The 17,921-nt window shown below is 36.0% G+C and carries 11 protein-coding genes and 2 pseudogenes; all 13 read left to right on the top strand.

Features of this window, described 5'->3' with window-relative positions; all coding sequences use genetic code 11:
* The first annotated feature begins 13 nt into the window (after positions 1-13).
* The 13 genes and pseudogenes from nrfD (at position 14) to ACQ9BO_RS06200 (ending at position 17,825) form a co-directional block, all read left to right on the top strand.
* Positions 14-1,417 (top strand): NrfD/PsrC family molybdoenzyme membrane anchor subunit, encoded by a 1,404-nt coding sequence (gene nrfD / locus ACQ9BO_RS06140; RefSeq protein ID WP_026728592.1) that lies wholly within the window; start codon positions 14-16, stop codon positions 1,415-1,417.
* A complete protein-coding gene (locus ACQ9BO_RS06145) occupies positions 1,410-1,934 on the top strand; it encodes a DUF3341 domain-containing protein (RefSeq protein ID WP_431244010.1) in 525 nt (174 codons plus the stop codon). The genes nrfD and ACQ9BO_RS06145 overlap by 8 nt, the downstream gene beginning before the upstream one ends.
* An 8-nt stretch (positions 1,935-1,942) precedes the next feature.
* A pseudogene (locus ACQ9BO_RS06150) lies at positions 1,943-2,489 on the top strand (c-type cytochrome).
* Between the two features lie 27 nt (positions 2,490-2,516).
* A complete protein-coding gene (locus ACQ9BO_RS06155) occupies positions 2,517-3,911 on the top strand; it encodes a quinol:cytochrome C oxidoreductase (RefSeq protein ID WP_431244011.1) in 1,395 nt (464 codons plus the stop codon).
* A gap of 19 nt (positions 3,912-3,930) precedes the next feature.
* A pseudogene (locus ACQ9BO_RS06160) lies at positions 3,931-5,122 on the top strand (cytochrome c oxidase subunit II).
* Positions 5,123-5,152: 30 nt separating this feature from the next.
* A complete protein-coding gene (locus ACQ9BO_RS06165) occupies positions 5,153-6,955 on the top strand; it encodes a cytochrome c oxidase subunit I (RefSeq protein WP_132990854.1) in 1,803 nt (600 codons plus the stop codon).
* A 108-nt stretch (positions 6,956-7,063) separates the two neighbouring features.
* Complete coding sequence (ruvB, locus tag ACQ9BO_RS06170; protein ID WP_431244012.1) at positions 7,064-8,086, top strand: Holliday junction branch migration DNA helicase RuvB; 1,023 nt, start codon at positions 7,064-7,066, stop codon at positions 8,084-8,086.
* A gap of 9 nt (positions 8,087-8,095) precedes the next feature.
* Positions 8,096-8,917, top strand: coding sequence for a prolyl oligopeptidase family serine peptidase (locus ACQ9BO_RS06175; protein WP_431244013.1), 822 nt, complete (start codon positions 8,096-8,098; stop codon positions 8,915-8,917).
* Between the two features lie 57 nt (positions 8,918-8,974).
* Positions 8,975-10,321: a cytochrome P450 gene (locus ACQ9BO_RS06180; RefSeq protein ID WP_431244014.1), complete on the top strand. Its 1,347-nt coding sequence runs from the start codon at positions 8,975-8,977 to the stop codon at positions 10,319-10,321.
* Positions 10,318-11,244 carry a tRNA epoxyqueuosine(34) reductase QueG gene (gene queG, locus ACQ9BO_RS06185; RefSeq protein WP_431244015.1) on the top strand — a complete coding sequence of 309 codons (927 nt, stop codon included), beginning with the start codon at positions 10,318-10,320 and terminating at the stop codon, positions 11,242-11,244. Before ACQ9BO_RS06180 ends, queG begins: the two co-directional genes overlap by 4 nt.
* 1,014 nt (positions 11,245-12,258) lie before the next feature.
* Positions 12,259-14,958, top strand: a complete 2,700-nt coding sequence (locus tag ACQ9BO_RS06190; RefSeq protein ID WP_431244016.1) for a hypothetical protein — start codon at positions 12,259-12,261, stop codon at positions 14,956-14,958.
* Positions 14,948-15,607: a hypothetical protein gene (locus ACQ9BO_RS06195; protein WP_431244017.1), complete on the top strand. Its 660-nt coding sequence runs from the start codon at positions 14,948-14,950 to the stop codon at positions 15,605-15,607. Before ACQ9BO_RS06190 ends, ACQ9BO_RS06195 begins: the two co-directional genes overlap by 11 nt.
* Positions 15,585-17,825, top strand: coding sequence for a hypothetical protein (locus ACQ9BO_RS06200; RefSeq protein WP_431245078.1), 2,241 nt, complete (start codon positions 15,585-15,587; stop codon positions 17,823-17,825). The genes ACQ9BO_RS06195 and ACQ9BO_RS06200 overlap by 23 nt, the downstream gene beginning before the upstream one ends.
* The last annotated feature ends 96 nt before the right edge of the window (positions 17,826-17,921 follow it).

Raw genomic sequence — 17,921 nt, forward strand, 5'->3', positions numbered from 1 at the left:
AATATAAAGGATTATGTCGTCTCACTACGAAGCACCCATTAGAAAACCTTTAGTTATAGGTGATAAATCTTATCACGATGTAACTGTAGATGTGGCGGCGCCTGTTGAAGGACCTGCAAATAAACAATGGTGGATTGTATTTTCAATCGCATTAACAGCCTTCCTTTGGGGATTAGGTTGTATAATTTACACCGTATCTACCGGTATTGGAACATGGGGATTAAATAAAACAGTTGGCTGGGCTTGGGATATTACTAACTTCGTTTGGTGGGTTGGTATTGGTCACGCCGGAACATTAATTTCTGCAGTACTATTACTTTTCCGTCAACGTTGGAGAATGGCTATTAACCGTTCTGCGGAAGCAATGACTATTTTCTCGGTAGTTCAAGCAGGTTTATTCCCAATTATTCACATGGGTCGTCCATGGTTAGCATACTGGGTATTACCTATTCCAAACCAATTTGGATCTTTATGGGTAAACTTTAACTCACCTTTACTTTGGGACGTATTCGCGATTTCAACGTATTTATCAGTATCATTAGTTTTCTGGTGGACTGGTTTATTGCCTGACTTTGCAATGCTTCGTGATAGAGCTATTACTCCTTTCAATAAAAGAGTTTATTCTATCCTAAGTTTCGGATGGAGCGGACGTGCAAAAGACTGGCAACGTTTTGAAGAGGTATCTTTAGTATTAGCTGGTTTAGCAACTCCTCTTGTACTTTCTGTACACACAATTGTATCTATGGACTTTGCTACTTCTGTAATTCCTGGATGGCATACAACAATTTTCCCTCCATACTTCGTTGCTGGAGCGGTTTTCTCTGGATTCGCGATGGTAAATACATTGTTGATCGTTATGAGAAAAGTTTCTAATCTTGAAGCGTATATCACATTACAACACATCGAGTTAATGAACATCATTATCATGATTACTGGGTCTATTGTTGGTGTTGCTTACATCACTGAGTTATTCGTAGCTTGGTATTCAGGAGTAGAGTATGAGCAATATGCATTCTTAAACAGAGCTACTGGACCTTACTGGTGGGCATATTGGTCGATGATGACTTGTAACGTTTTCTCTCCACAATTTATGTGGTTCAAGAAACTTAGAACAAGTATCATGTTCTCATTTATTATTTCGATTGTAGTAAACATCGGAATGTGGTTTGAAAGATTTGTAATCATTGTTACTTCTTTGCATAGAGATTATCTTCCATCTTCTTGGACAATGTTTTCACCAACATTTGTTGATATTGGAATTTTCATTGGAACAATTGGTTTCTTCTTCGTATTGTTTTTGTTATACTCTAGAACATTCCCTGTAATTGCTCAGGCAGAGGTTAAAACAATTTTGAAAGGAACAGGAGATAATTACGTAAGAGAAAGAGCAAATAGTAAAGATTCACATCATGAGTAATAAAGTAATATACGCCATTTATAATGACGACGATATTTTGATGGATGCAGTTAAGAAAACTAGAGTCGCTCACCATCATATTGAAGAGGTTTTTACTCCATTTCCTGTTCACGGATTGGATAAAGCCATGGGCTTAGCGCCAACAAGATTAGCAATTTGTTCTTTCTTATATGGATGTGTTGGTATTTCTGTTGCGACTACAATGATGGGTTACATCATGATTCATGACTGGCCACAAGATATTGGAGGAAAGCCGAGTTTCAGTTTCATTCAAAATATGCCATCTTTTGTGCCAATTATGTTTGAGATGACAGTATTTTTTGTCGCGCACTTAATGGTAATCACTTTTTATATGAGAAGTAGATTATGGCCATTTAAAGAAGCTGAAAATCCTGATGTAAGAACAACAGATGATCACTTCTTAATGGAAGTAGCAGTAAATGATAACGAAGCAGAATTAGTTTCTTTCTTTGAAGGGACTGGAGCTGTTGAAGTTAAAGTAATAGAAAAGAATTAATTGTAGCTATGAAAAGGATATATAAAATAACACTTTTAGTTGGTATAACTATTTTAGTTTCATCTTGCCACAATAATTCGGCACCGAACTATCAGTATTTCCCAAATATGTATGAGTCTGTTGCTTACGAGCCATATTCGGAAGCAAATATATTTAAAGGTGGAAAAGAAGGACAGCTTCCTGTTGCAGGAACTATTAATAGAGGTTTTGAGCCTTATGAATATGAAAATTCGACTGCTGGTTATGAATTAGCAAAAGCGAATTTAAAATCACCTTTAACTGAAGAAGAAAGAAATTCTGGTAAAGGAAAAGAGCTTTTCGAAATTTATTGTATCAGTTGCCATGGTGCTCGCTGGTAACGGTAAAGGTAAATTGGTTGAAAGAGAAAAATTTCTTGGGGTACCTAGCTATAAAGATAGGGTAATCACTGAAGGAAGTGTATTCCATGTTGAGACTTATGGTTTAAATGCAATGGGTTCACACGCAAATCAATTAAGCGCCCACGAACGTTGGTTAGTTGCTGACTATGTTCTAAAACTAAAAAGCCAATTATAATTGTTGAACAAACTGATCGTAATAGATATGTATACATTTTCAAGTAAATTAAAAACTTTTTCTATCATCTTAATGGTTCTAGGACTATTAGGAATTGGGTATGGTTTTTTAAGTGCACCTAAAGATATTCAAGAAGTTGAAAAAATACTAGTCGCGGATGCTCACGGTTCGCATGGGGCCGCACATGAAGAGGCCGCTGAAGCTTCTCATAAAGATGCCGCGCATCATGAAGCCGCTGAAGCTTCGCATGAATCACACAAAGGTGGTGAGCATGAAAAAGTTGGAGCAACTGATGAACATACTGAACATTTAACTCATGTATTGCACCAATTGCAAAATAAGCCATGGTCTGCATTATATGTTGCTTCTATTTTCTTTTTACTGCTTTCTATGGGAGTTTTAGCGTTTTACGCTATTCAACAAGTGGCTCAGGCAGGTTGGTCTCCAGTTTTATTTAGAGTTATGCAGGGTATCACTGCTTATTTGCCAGCTGGTTCAATCATTTTCTTTATTATATTAGTTCTATGCGGATTGCACTTTAATCACATTTTTGTTTGGTTAGGCGAAGGAGTTACTGATCCAAAAAGTCCAAACTATGATGCGATTATTGCTGGAAAATCTGGATATTTAAATTTCCCATTTTGGATTGCAAGAGCATTTGTTTTCTTATTAGGATGGAACATCTACCGTCACTTTTCAAGAAAAAACTGTTTAGCACAAGATGAAGCTAATGATGATCTTTACTACAAAAAGAATTTCAAAGCATCTGCAGGATTCTTAGTGTTCTTTATTGTTTCTGAGTCTATTATGTCTTGGGATTGGATTATGTCATTTGATCCACACTGGTTCAGTACTTTGTTCGGATGGTATGTATTTGCTTCTTTCTTTGTGAGTGGAATTACATCTATTGCTTTAGTGACAATTTACTTAAAATCAAAAGGATATTTAGAGTATGTAAATACAAGCCATATTCACGATTTAGCTAAATTTATGTTTGGTATTAGTGTTTTCTGGACTTACTTATGGTTCTCTCAATTCATGTTAATCTGGTATGCTAATATTCCAGAGGAGGTTACTTATTTTGTAACAAGAATTCAATTATATAACTTGCCATTCTTTGGTGCTGTAGTTATGAACTTTGTTTTCCCATTATTGATATTAATCAACACAGATTTCAAACGTCTTAATTGGGTTATTGTAATGGCTGGTATTGTTATCTTATTGGGTCACTATGTTGATTTCTTTAATATGATTATGCCTGGTACAGTTGGAGACAAATGGTTTATTGGTGTTCCTGAAATTGCATCTATTCTTTTCTTCTTAGGTTTATTTATTTTTGTTGTATTTACTGCATTAACTAAAGCTCCTTTGTTAGCAAAAAGAAATCCTTTCATCGAAGAAAGTAAACATTTTCATTATTAATATTTAAAGAAGTAAACAGATGACAAGTTTGTTGGTAATTATAGTTGTAGTTTTATTAGCAGTTGCATTATGGCAATTGACCAAGATATTTGACCTTACTCAGGTAGGTTCTTCTTCGGACGATTCTCAGGTTGCATCAGATAATGATAATAATGTTCAAGGATATATTATGTTTGGCTTTTTAGCTTTCATTTATATATTTACGATTTACGGTTTACTGAAATGGGGTAATTTAGCACTTCATACTCCTGCTTCTGAGCATGGACTTTTAGTAGATAACTTAATGAATATTACTTGGGTTTTGATCTTCACAGTTCAAGTTATTACTCAAGGTTTATTATATTGGTTTTCTTTCAAGAATAGAGGACATAAAGACAGAAAAGCATTGTTTTTTGCAGATAGTAACAAACTTGAAGCAATTTGGAGTATTATTCCATCTGTAGTTTTAGCTTGTTTAATTCTTTATGGATTATATGCTTGGAACAATATTATGTTTGTTGACAAAGATGAAGATGTGATTGAAATCGAATTATACGCTCAACAATTTAAATGGACTGCAAGATACGCTGGTGCTGATAATACATTGGGAAAAGCGAATGTAAGATTGATCGAAGGAGTTAACACTTTAGGTGTTGATATGTCTGATAAGAATTCTCAAGATGATATCGTAGTTACTGAATTACACATTCCTAAAGGGAAAAAAGTTCACTTCAAAATGCGTTCTCAAGATGTATTACACTCGGCTTACATGCCTCACTTTAGAGCACAAATGAACTGTGTTCCTGGTATGGTTACTGAATTTGCTTTTGTTCCAACATATACAACTGCTGAATACAGAGAGTTGGATTTTATGAAGGAGAAAGTTGCAAAAATCAACAAACTTAGAGCTGAAAAGAGCGTTGAATTAGTTGCTAAAGGCGGAACAGCTTTAGATCCTTATACTTTTGATTTTTTATTATTATGTAATAAAATTTGTGGAGCTTCTCACTACAACATGCAAATGAAAGTTGTTGTTGATACTCCTGAAGATTATAAGAAATGGTTAAGTGAAAAAACTACTTTAGCTCAAGATATTGTCTGCGGCAAAAGCGGCTGAAAAACCAGCTGAAGGAGTTGCTCCAACTACAGATACTACTGCAAAAGTACAAGATACTGTGAAAGCGGTTATTGATACTGTAAAAGCGACTGTAGCTAAAGTTGCGATGAAATAATATTATTTAGAAAATTTAAAGTACACATATATGTCAGCAGAAGCGCACGGTCACGATCACGGACACGATCACGAGCACGAACATCATCATAAAGACACGTTCATTACTAAGTATATTTTTAGTATTGATCACAAAATGATTGCTAAGCAATACTTGATTACAGGTATTATCATGGGAATCATTGGTATCGTAATGTCTTTGCTTTTCAGAATGCAATTGGCTTGGCCTGAGGAGTCTTTCAAAATTTTTAATGTTCTATTAGGCGATAAATTTGCACCAAACGGTGTAATGGCAAATGATATTTACCTAGCATTAGTTACGATTCACGGTACCATAATGGTATTCTTTGTTTTGACAGCTGGTTTAAGTGGTACTTTTAGTAACTTGCTTATTCCACTTCAGATTGGAGCAAGAGATATGGCATCAGGATTCATGAATATGATTTCTTACTGGTTGTTTTTCTTGTCTGCTGTTGTAATGGTTTGTTCTTTATTTGTTGAGGCTGGACCAGCTTCTGCAGGTTGGACAATTTATCCTCCATTAAGTGCATTACCACAAGCAATTCCTGGTTCTGGAACTGGTATGACTTTATGGTTAGTTTCAATGGCTATTTTTATTGCATCTTCTTTAATGGGATCATTAAACTACATTGTTACTGTTATCAACTTAAGAACTAAAGGAATGTCTATGACTAGACTTCCACTTACAATCTGGACGTTTTTCGTAACAGCTATTATTGGTGTTATTTCATTCCCAGTATTATTATCTGCGGCATTATTATTGATTTTCGATAGAAGTTTTGGTACTTCATTCTTCTTGTCTGATATTTATATTGCTGGAGAAGTTCTACACTACCAAGGAGGTTCACCAGTATTGTTTGAACACTTATTCTGGTTCTTGGGTCACCCTGAGGTTTATATCGTAATCTTGCCTGCAATGGGTCTTGTATCTGAAATTATGGCTACAAACTCTCGTAAGCCAATCTTTGGTTACAGAGCGATGATTATGTCAGTTCTTGCAATTGCATTCTTATCTACTATTGTTTGGGGTCACCACATGTTTATTTCAGGTATGAATCCTTTCTTAGGTTCTGTATTTACTTTTACAACTTTATTGATTGCAATTCCATCTGCTGTAAAAGCATTTAACTGGATCACTACATTATGGAAAGGTAACTTACAGTTTAACCCTGCAATGTTGTTCTCTATTGGAATGGTTTCTACTTTCATTACTGGAGGTTTAACGGGAATCATTTTAGGAGATAGTACTTTAGATATTAACGTTCACGATACTTACTTCGTAATTGCTCACTTTCACTTAGTAATGGGTATCTCTGCACTTTACGGAATGTTTGCTGGTATTTACCACTGGTTCCCTAAAATGTACGGAAGAATGTTGAATAAAAACTTAGGTTATATCCACTTCTGGGTAACTGCAGTTTGTGCTTATGGAGTTTTCTTCCCAATGCACTTTATCGGGTTAGCTGGTTTGCCAAGACGTTATTATACTAATACAAACTTCCCATTATTTGATGATTTACAAAATGTGAATGTTTTAATTACAACATTTGCTCTTGTAGGAGGTGCGTTCCAATTAGTATTCTTATACAACTTCTTTAGCAGTATTTTCTACGGTAAGAAAGCAGTTCAGAATCCATGGAAATCTACAACTTTAGAGTGGACTACACCAGTTGAGCATATTCACGGAAACTGGCCAGGAGAAATTCCTCACGTATATCGTTGGCCGTATGACTACAGTAACCCTAATCACGATGTAGATTTTGTTCCTCAAAATGTACCAATGAAAGAAGGTGAAGAAGTTTTACACCACTAAAAATATTAAAAAGGCTATCAGAAATGATAGCCTTTTTTTGTTTAGTTAAAGTTTTAAACCTTCAGTTTTACTGTTTTAGAAACTGATTACTTTCTATATCTTTGTAGGATGAATGAAAATCTAGATCCTACTACTAAAGGATATAACTCAGAAGAATTAGATCTTGAAAAAAGATTGCGTCCGCTATCATTTGATGATTTTGCTGGACAAGATCAAGTTTTGGAAAATTTAAAAGTCTTTGTAGCCGCCGCTAATCAGCGTGGCGAGGCGCTTGATCATGCTCTTTTTCATGGACCTCCCGGTCTTGGAAAAACTACTTTGGCAAATATATTAGCCAATGAACTTCAAGTGGGAATTAAGATTACTTCTGGACCTGTTTTAGACAAACCTGGAGATTTAGCTGGTTTGCTTACTAATTTAGATGAACGTGATGTTTTATTCATTGATGAAATTCACCGACTAAGCCCAGTTGTTGAAGAATATCTATATTCGGCAATGGAAGATTTCAAAATCGATATTATGATTGAATCAGGACCAAATGCACGTACGGTCCAGATAAATTTGAATCCGTTTACACTTATTGGTGCCACTACACGTTCCGGATTATTAACTGCTCCAATGCGAGCGCGTTTTGGAATTTCGTCTCGTTTACAATATTATACTACAGAACTTTTGACTACAATTGTTGAAAGAAGTGCTTCAATTTTAAAAACACCAATTGACTTAGAAGCCGCAATTGAAATAGCAGGTCGCGACCGAGGAACACCTCGTATTGCAAATGCATTATTAAGACGTGTTCGTGATTTTGCTCAGATAAAAGGAAATGGAAGAATAGATCTTGAAATTTCACGATACGCCTTGAAGGCATTAAATGTTGATGCACATGGACTAGATGAAATGGATAATAAAATCTTATTGACGATTATAAATAAATTCAAAGGCGGACCAGTTGGACTTTCTACTTTAGCAACGGCTGTTTCTGAAAGCAGTGAAACTATTGAAGAAGTATATGAGCCATTTTTGATTCAGGAAGGATTTATTATGCGTACTCCTCGTGGCCGTGAAGTTACAGAGAAGGCTTATAAGCATTTAGGAAAGGTTAATACAAATATTCAAGGGGGATTATTTTAAAGGCATCTTATGAAGCATTACTTTTTATTTTTGCTGTTTGCTTATTTTTGCTCTTTTGGCCAAACGAGTTATTTTCCACATCTTTCTTATGGAAAATCGTCTCAGCAAATTTTGGATTTGTATGTTCCCAATGGGAATTTGAAAGATGTACCAGTTGTAATTCTTCTGCATGGAGGATCTTGGTCGATGGGCGGGCTTGAATATACAAATAAGCATGCTAAAGATATCGCTAATAAAGGTTTTGTTGTTGCTAATGTTGATTATCGTTATATAAATGATACTATTTCTGCTAAAGATTTATTAGAAGATATCAATTTTGCTGTTGCTTATGTTTCGAAAAATTCTGTTAAATATGGTTATGCCCAAAAAGGATACCATATTGTTGGAATTAGTGCAGGTGCTCATTTGGCATTATTATATGGTTATACAAACAAGAATATGAAGTCTATAGTGGCCTTGTGTGCACCTTCGAGATTGGATTCTGCGGAGACGTTGGAACTTAGAAAAAATAATGGGCATTTGGATATTATCGAAAAATTGGCTGGATCTAAAATTAATCCAAATGGAAATAATCCTGCAGTGACCAAGATTAGTCCGTTTAGTAATATTTCAAATATACCTACATTGTTAATTCATGGTAATGCTGATAACATAGTTGATGTTAGTCAATCAAAAAATCTTTATAATGAATTAAAAAGAAAAGGTGTAGATGCGAAACTTATAATTAGAGAGGGTAAAGGACATGATGTTGGTATGAATACACCTGAAACTGAAATTCAGAATATAAAGGATATTACGGAATGGGTCTTACTGCACAATAAATTGGATTAACAAACAAGGAAATATAAAGATCAATATTCAAGGTGAATTGTTCTAATTCTACTAAAAATGTCTGCTACTAAAAAATATATTTATCCTAATAAATTATCAATACTCAGATTTTTTAAAGATTCCGAGGGCGTTCGAAGAAATCCGATACCTTATCATAAACGATATTTTGGCAAATTAGGAGATTCATTTTCTTTAAAAATTGGATTTTCAAAGCACTTAATTCTGTCAAGGGATAATGATGTCGCACAGTATATTTTAGTTAAAAATCAGAAGAATTATTACAAGTCAAAATTTCAATCTGTTTATCTTTCTAAATATTTAGGGAAAGGTCTTTTGACAAGTGATGGTGATTTTTGGTTGCAACAACGAAGACTTATTCAGCCTGCTTTTCATAAACAAAAAATGAATATGTTGGTTGATAATATGAATGCAACTATCATTTCTGAAATTGATGCTTTAAAAGAAAATGAAACTTTTAACGCTTTTCCTGTGATGAGCCAATTGGCATTTAATGTTGTGGCAAAATCATTATTTGAATTTTCAATTTCGGAAGAAAAACTGCATAGAATTAAATTTATAATTGAAGAAGTTCAAAAGTTCTTGGTCAAAGAAATCAGACTTCCTCACAAAGCATTATGGTTTTCTTTGAGCGGTCAGGTCAAAAAACATTTAAGATTAGCAGAAGAAAATGATAAGATCATTAAAGAAATCATAGAAACAAGAAATGCTTCAAATGATGATTTTAATGATTTGCTAAATATGCTCTTAGAAACTCGGTATGAAGATACTGGTGAAAGTATGTCGATACAACAGCTAATAGATGAAATAAAAATTTTGTTTATAGCTGGGCATGAAACAACTGCAAACGCATTGACTTTTACACTTCATTTTTTAGGATGCAATCCTGAAGTGCAACAAAAGGTTTTTAATGAGATTACTGAAATTGAATCGCAAACGGATAGTGTTATTGAACAGTTGCAAAAGATGACATATACAAATGCGGTTTTGAATGAATCAATGCGTTTATATCCTCCAGCGTGGATTACAGATAGGCAAAACCTCGAAGACGATAGTATTGGCGGCTTTAAAATCAAAAAAGGAACTTTGATTGGAGTTTCATTTTATGAACTGCATCGAAATCCAAAATATTGGCAAGATCCTGATAAATTTATTCCAGAACGATTTCTTGGTGAGCAAAAGAAACAGTCAATGCAATATTTTTATCCTTTTGGAGCTGGACCACGCATGTGTATTGGAGCTGGTTTCGCTATTTACGAAATGTGCTTAGCAATTTCTCATATTGTAAAACGCTATCATATTACATCAAATACAGCTGTAGTAGAATTCAATCCACTGGTAACTTTGAAACCAGTTAATATCGAAATTTCATTGTCTAAAAGATGAGTATTAATTCGAAAGAGACATATTCAAAGTTTATAAAAGACGAAGCTAAAAGGCTCGGCTTTCTTTCGTGCGGTATTTCGAAAGCTGGATTTTTGGAAGAAGAGGCTCCTCGTCTGGAAAAATGGTTAAATAATAATCATAACGGCCAGATGGCTTATATGGAAAACCATTTTGACAAACGTTTAGATCCTACTTTGCTTGTTGATGACGCAAAAAGTATAGTCTCACTTCTTCTTAATTATTTCCCATCGGAATCCCAAAATTCGGATAGTTTTAAAATTTCGAAATATGCCTATGGTCAAGACTATCATTTTGTTATTAAGGAAAAATTGAAAGAACTTCTTCATTCAATAGAAGAAAATATTGGAGCAGTCTCTGGTAGAGCTTTTGTTGATTCAGCCCCAGTTTTAGATAAGGCTTGGGCGGCAAAAAGCGGTTTGGGGTGGATTGGGAAAAACAGCAATTTGATAACGCAAAAAGTAGGTTCTTTCTATTTTATAGCAGAACTTATTTTAGATCTCGATTTAGAATATGATTACAAAGTAACTGATCATTGCGGTTCATGTACTGCTTGTATTGATGCTTGTCCTACGCAGGCAATTGTAGCTCCGTATGTTGTCGACGGCAGTAAATGCATTTCTTATTATACAATCGAATTAAAAGAAAATCTTCCGAATGAAATGAAGGGAAAATTTGACGAATGGATGTTTGGCTGTGATACCTGTCAAGATGTTTGTCCGTGGAACAGATTTTCGAAACCTCATTCAGAACCCCTCTTTAATCCAAACCCTGAATTGCTTTCTTTTTCCAAAAAAGATTGGACGGAAATTACAGAAGAAACTTTTCGTATTGTTTTTAAAAACTCTCCGATCAAAAGAACAAAGTTTGAAGGATTAAAGCGAAATATCTCCTTTTTAAAATAAAAATGAAACTTGTAGTAAGGTGAAAATTTGGTCTAATTATACTTTTTTTCACGTATGAATTTCCGCTTTAACATGGCACATTTTTGTAAGACGCTAATTTTTAACTTGATACGTGTGTCTTTACCGATCTGTAAGAAATAAAATACACTGAATGTATTTTGTCGATAATATTTATCGACCAATTACCTATTACTTCATGATTTGTTTTTATGGCAAATTTTTAAATTTAATTTTCTGCCAACTATCCAATGTAAATTTAAATACGTTTTACTCATCCAAAATATATTTATTGTAATCTTGACTGTCAATGAATAAAAAAGAATTTTAAAATGAATTTCAAGTTTTTAGGCTATAAAATTTCTTTGACGTCTGTGTATAAGTATTTGATAGACATAGTTTTATTGTTTTTATGGGGAAAAATGAACAAAAGAGATAAATGTAAAATAATTTATTGCTTTTCGTACTTAGTAAAATAATTTAATAAATAATATGCTATTATAAAATCCAAATTTTAATGTAAAAAAACAAGATCATTTGTAGGTCAAAAAACAAACAAATGTTAAAATCTTTTTCGCAACTTAATATTGGTTGATTTTGTAAGGTATTTTGTTTTTTTGTTTCAAATATTTAAAAAAATATAGGTTATTTGTAATAATTTAAGAAAATTCTTCTGTTTTATTGTGAAATAAATAATTTTAATGATTTTTAAAATTGAATTTAGTCGAAAAAAGGTGTTATTCAACGTTTTTATAGGTAGTTTGTCGACTAATGTAGCTAGTTATTAGGTGTTTATATATTTTCGCGACACCAAAACTACCAAATAACCTATGAGACAATTTTTATGTTTTGGACCTAAAACGGTTCAAACACATTTTGATTTTAATAAAAATCTGAAGAAAGATATTGTCTTTTTTTCAAGATCCAATCCCTATATTTTTTCGTATCTGTCCTATAAGCTGAAAACCTTGGTTGGGTTTCCAGCTTACAATATTTGCTTTCAAATCTCACTTGCGTATGCGTAACTCTACTTTTAATCAGTCTAGATTTTCTAGACTATACTTTTTTATTGCATTTTTATTACTGATTAGTTTTAGTGCTTCGGCTCAGTTCTATACAAAACATTATATAGCACCAGCACCTTGGCAGTATTTTAGCAAGGCAAACGAAATTGTAATTTCTACCAATTCGCTTACCGAAGTAACTATAACTTTAGCCAAAAGCGACGGTACTTTTGAAGCTACTTTGAAAGCTACAAAAGGAGCTCCTGCAGTTTATAGATTTAAACTTAATGCATCTACTCTTCCGATGAATGCTTTAAATACTGTTCTAAATGGTGCAGGTCTAATTATTACAAGTACTGGTCCTACCGCTGTGAACTTAAGGAATGTTGCCTCAGATGATTATATAAGAGGAGAAAATGTCGATGCTAACATTAAAGGAAATGCGACATTAACTAGTTTTGGTGATGCCGGTTTAGGTATTCGTTTTAGAGTAGGTTATTATAGAGATGGTTCTTTAGGGAATTTCGGAAGTTTGGGTGATCAACGTCCTATTTACAGTGTTATGGCTACGGCAAACAACACGACTGTGAAAATAGATAATACTATCACAGCGACGTTAAATGCTGGACAAAGTTATTTGTTTAAGGCGCCAATAGGAACTCTCGTAGAAACTTCAAATCCTGCTGTAATGAACACAGCCGCTGGAATAGATATGCCAGATGGATGTGGAGATGGAGCATACAACCAAATACCTCCCGAAGCAGTTTTAGGAACCGAATATTTTCTTGTAAGAGGAACGGGGAATGATACAGCGGAGCAAACTACAGTTGTTGCTACAAAAGATGATACAAATTTAACAATAAATGGATATTCAACTACAGGAGCATTAGTGTCTACTGTTAATGTAAATTTACCACAAGCAGGTAAGTTTTATACTTTTAAAAATGGTGTTCCTAATAATGGTAATTCTGTTACAAGTTTCACATCATCACGTGTGTTTGCAGATAAAAGAGTTGCAGTTTATTCAGGCACAGCACAATCTTGCGAGGTTGATATTTCAACAATTGCACCAGTCTCTGAATGTGGGGGGTCTAATTTTATAGAAACTGCAAAATTTAAAAATTACCAGGAGGGAACACTAGATTACTTTGGGTATATTCTTTTAAGAAGCGCTACAGAAATTGTAACTGTCAATGGCACTAATATTGCAAACATATCTGGTATTGCTCCTCGTTACCAAATAGGTACAACAGGATGGTATTTGATTAATTTTAATAGTGTACAAATAGGAAGTCCAGAAGTTCTTTCTATTGCCAGTGATGCCAAGCTCACTGTTTCGATCGTGCGGCAGGCAGGAGGATTTTCTATGGCAGGATTTTTCTCGAATTTTGTCGCGCAACCAGATGAACCAACTTTAACATATATTTCAGGGGGTGGATGTACTAACAATACTGCAGAACTTACAACTCCTGCAAATTTTGCTCCCTACCAATGGTATTTTAACGGAACAGCAATTAGTGGAGCAAATTCATCTACTTATACGGCTACTAAAACGGGTAACTACACGGTATCTTCTACTTTAGCGTGTGGAGCTCAAACACAATCCAAACCAGTTAGTGTTACTTTATGTACCGACCTTGGAATTACAAAAACGGTTGATAATGCAACTCCATGTATAGGATCGAATGTTGAATTTACAGTTAAAGTAAGTAACTTGGGAGGAAATAATGTTTCGGGAGTTTCCGTAAATGATTTGCTCCCTTCGGGCTATACTTATGTAAGTTCAACGCCTTCTGTTGGAGTTTATAATTCTACAACAGGGATCTGGAGTATTGGTGATGTAGATGCACAAACATCTGTAACATTAAAAGTTACGGCGACTGTAAATGCATCTGGCAATTATACAAATACAGCTTCATTGCCAGCTTCAATAGACATAAATACAGCAAATAATTCGGCTAGTGCGGCAGTGAATCCAAATCCTGCTGTTACTCTTGTAACCAATGCAGTGACAGCTTGTGCACCTTCAGCTGATTTAACGGCTTCTACTGTAACTGCTGGGAGTTCTAATAATTTGACTTTTTCATATTGGACAAATGCATTGGCGACAACAGTATTGACCAATCCCAATGCGGTAACATCTGGAGGAACTTATTATATTAAAGCAGTTTCAGCAGAAGGATGCACAGTTATAAAATCAGTTTCCGTTAGTATTGTTCAGCCATCAAGCAAGCCATCAATTACTTTTTCAAGTGGTTCAGCTACGGCTTGTTCATCTACATCTGTTATTTTGAGATCATCAGGTAATTCAGGGAGTTATTTATGGTCTACTGGAGAAACGACAAGAGAAATTACTGTTACCACTGATGGAACTTATTCGGTTAGGAGGGTAAATAGTTCAGGTTGTATAAGTGAGGTTTCTGACTCTGTGGTTATCAAATTAAAACCTTCTGCACCAACAGCAACTTCTCCCCAGTCATTTTGTGCTTCTGAAAACAAAAAAATAAGTGATTTGGTGGCAACAGGAAGTAATTTGAAATGGTATAATAACTCCGGTACGCAATATGACCCAAATACTACTTTAACTGCGGGAACATATTATGTAAGGCAAACAGCCGCAAATGGTTGTGAAAGTGATAGGACTTCTGTACAGGTAAACATAAGTTCTTCTTCAGCACCAGTTGCTTCAGCACAGACATTTTGTGCTCGCTGAAAATAAAAAAATAAGTGATTTAGTTGTTTCAGGAGACAATTTGAAATGGTATAGCGCTAGTACGGGAGGAACACAATATTTGGGAACTGAAACATTAGTTACCAGAAATTATTATGTAAGCCAGACAGCGGGTTCTTGTACAGAAAGTGCAAGAACTTTAGTGGCAGTTACAATAAACGATATTCCATCAGCACCAACAGCATCTTCACAAACATTTTGTGGTACAGATTCAAAAACAGTAAGTAATTTAAGTGCAACAGGTAGCAATTTAAAATGGTATAGTGCTAGTACAGGAGGAACGCTTTATAATGGAAATGAAGCTTTATCAACAGGTAATTATTATGTAAGCCAGACTAACAACTGTGGAGAGAGTACAAGAACTACTGTAGCAGTTATTGTAAATAATACAGCGACACCAACCGCTTCGTCTCAATCATTTTGTTTGCCAGATGCTAAAAAAGTCAGTAATCTAGTTGCAACAGGAACTGGTTTAAAATGGTATAGTGCTAGTACAGGTGGGACCCTTTATATAGGCACAGAGACGTTAACTACGGGAACTTATTATGTAAGTCAGACTTTGAATAGTTGCGAAAGTGCTAGAACAGCAGTAGCAGTTACAGTATATAATACAGTTTGCTCCAACTGCTAATTCTCAGTCATTTTGCGCTGGAGATGCTAAAAAAGTTAGCGATTTAACAGTTGCTTCGGGAACAAATTTAAAATGGTATAGTGCTAGTTCAGGTGGCACGCTTTATACTGGAACCGAAACTTTGGCGTCAGGGAATTATTATGTAAGCCAAACGCTTAATAATTGCGAAAGCTCTAGAATTTTAGTTGCGGTAACAGTAAACCCAACACCAGCAACGCCAAGCATTTCTGCCGGAGGAGGGTCAACAACATTCTGTACAGGAGGAAATGTTGTTTTAACTTCAACCAGCGGAATAGGATATTTATGGTCCAATGGGGCAACTACCCAATCAATTACAGTTTCAAATTCAGGAAGCTATAGTGTTCAGGTAACAAATGCTTCTGGCTGTTTAAGCGCATCTTCAACAGCAGTGAATGTAACTGTAAATACCATTCCTTCGCCTCCGACAGCTTCAGACCAGGCATTCTGTTCAATTGATGCAAAAACAGTTAGTGATTTAGCACCTTCAGGAGCAGGAATCAAATGGTACAGTTCAAATTCAGCAAGTACCGCATATGCAGGAACAGAAACATTGTCTACAGGAACTTATTATGTAAGTCAGACAACGAGTGGATGCGAGAGCGCGAGAACTGCTGTAAATGTGACGGTTAATCCAAAACAGGCTGATGTTGTAACGAATGCAACAATCTGTTCAGAAGAGACTTATACATGGACAGCAAACAATACGGTCTACAGCACGACCCAAAGCGGAATCAGAATCAGCAACAACGGCTGTACTGCAGACCAGGTGCTGAACCTGACTGTTACTCCTAAGCCTGCGGATGTGGTAACGAATGCAACAATCTGTTCGGGAGAGACTTATACATGGACAGCAAACAATACGGCTTACAGCACGACCCAAAGCGGAACGAGAATCAGCAACAACGGGTGTACTGCAGACCAGGTGCTGAACCTGACTGTCACTCCTAAGCCTGCAGATGTTGTAACGAATGCAACAATCTGTTCAGGAGAGACTTATACATGGACAGTGAACAATACAGTTTACAGCACAACACAAAACGGAACGAGAATCTCAAACAACGGCTGTACTGCAGACCAGGTGCTGAACCTGACTGTTACTCCAAAACCTGCAGATGTTGTAACGAATGCAACAATCTGTTCGGGAGAAACTTATACTTGGACTGCCAACAATACGGTCTACAGCACAACACAAAACGGAACAAGAATCTCAAACAACGGGTGTACTGCAGACCAGGTGCTGAACCTGACTGTCACTCCAAAACCTGCAGATGTTGTAACGAATGCAACAATCTGTTCGGGAGAAACTTATACTTGGACTGCCAACAATACGGTCTACAGCACGACCCAAAGCGGAACTAGAATCAGCAACAACGGCTGTACTGCAGACCAGGTGCTGAACCTGACTGTCACTCCTAAGCCTGCAGATGTTGTAACGAATGCAACAATCTGTTCAGGAGAGACTTATACATGGACAGCCAACAATACGGTCTACAGCACAACGCAAATCGGAACTAGAATCAGCAACAACGGCTGTACTGCAGACCAGGTGCTGAACCTGACTGTTACTCCTAAGCCTGCGGATGTGGTAACGAATGCAACAATCTGTTCAGGAGAAACTTATACATGGACAGCAAACAATACGGCTTACAGCACGACCCAAAGCGGAACGAGAATCAGCAACAACGGCTGTACTGCAGACCAGGTGCTGAACCTGACTGTCACTCCTAAGCCTGCAGATGTTGTAACGAATGCAACAATCTGTTCGGGAGAAACTTATACATGGACAGTGAACAATACGGTCTACAGCACAACACAAAACGGAACAAGAATCTCAAACAACGGGTGTACTGCAGACCAGGTGCTGAACCTGACTGTCACTCCTAAGCCTGCAGATGTGGTAACGAATGCAACAATCTGTTCAGGAGAGACTTATACATGGACAGCCAACAATACGGTCTACAGCACAACGCAAATCAGGAACAAGAATCTCAAACAACGGGTGTACTGCAGACCAGGTGCTGAACCTGACTGTCACTCCAAAACCTGCAGATGTTGTAACGAATGCAACAATCTGTTCGGGAGAAACTTATACTTGGACTGCCAACAATACGGTCTACAGCACAACACAAAACGGAACGAGAATCAGCAACAACGGGTGTACTGCAGACCAGGTGCTGAACCTGACTGTCACTCCTAAGCCTGCAGATGTTGTAACGAATGCAACAATCTGTTCAGGAGAGACTTATACATGGACAGTGAACAATACAGTTTACAGCACAACACAAAACGGAAC

Origin of the sequence: Flavobacterium sp. P21 (genome assembly GCF_050632225.1) — a bacterium.
GTDB lineage: Bacteria > Bacteroidota > Bacteroidia > Flavobacteriales > Flavobacteriaceae > Flavobacterium.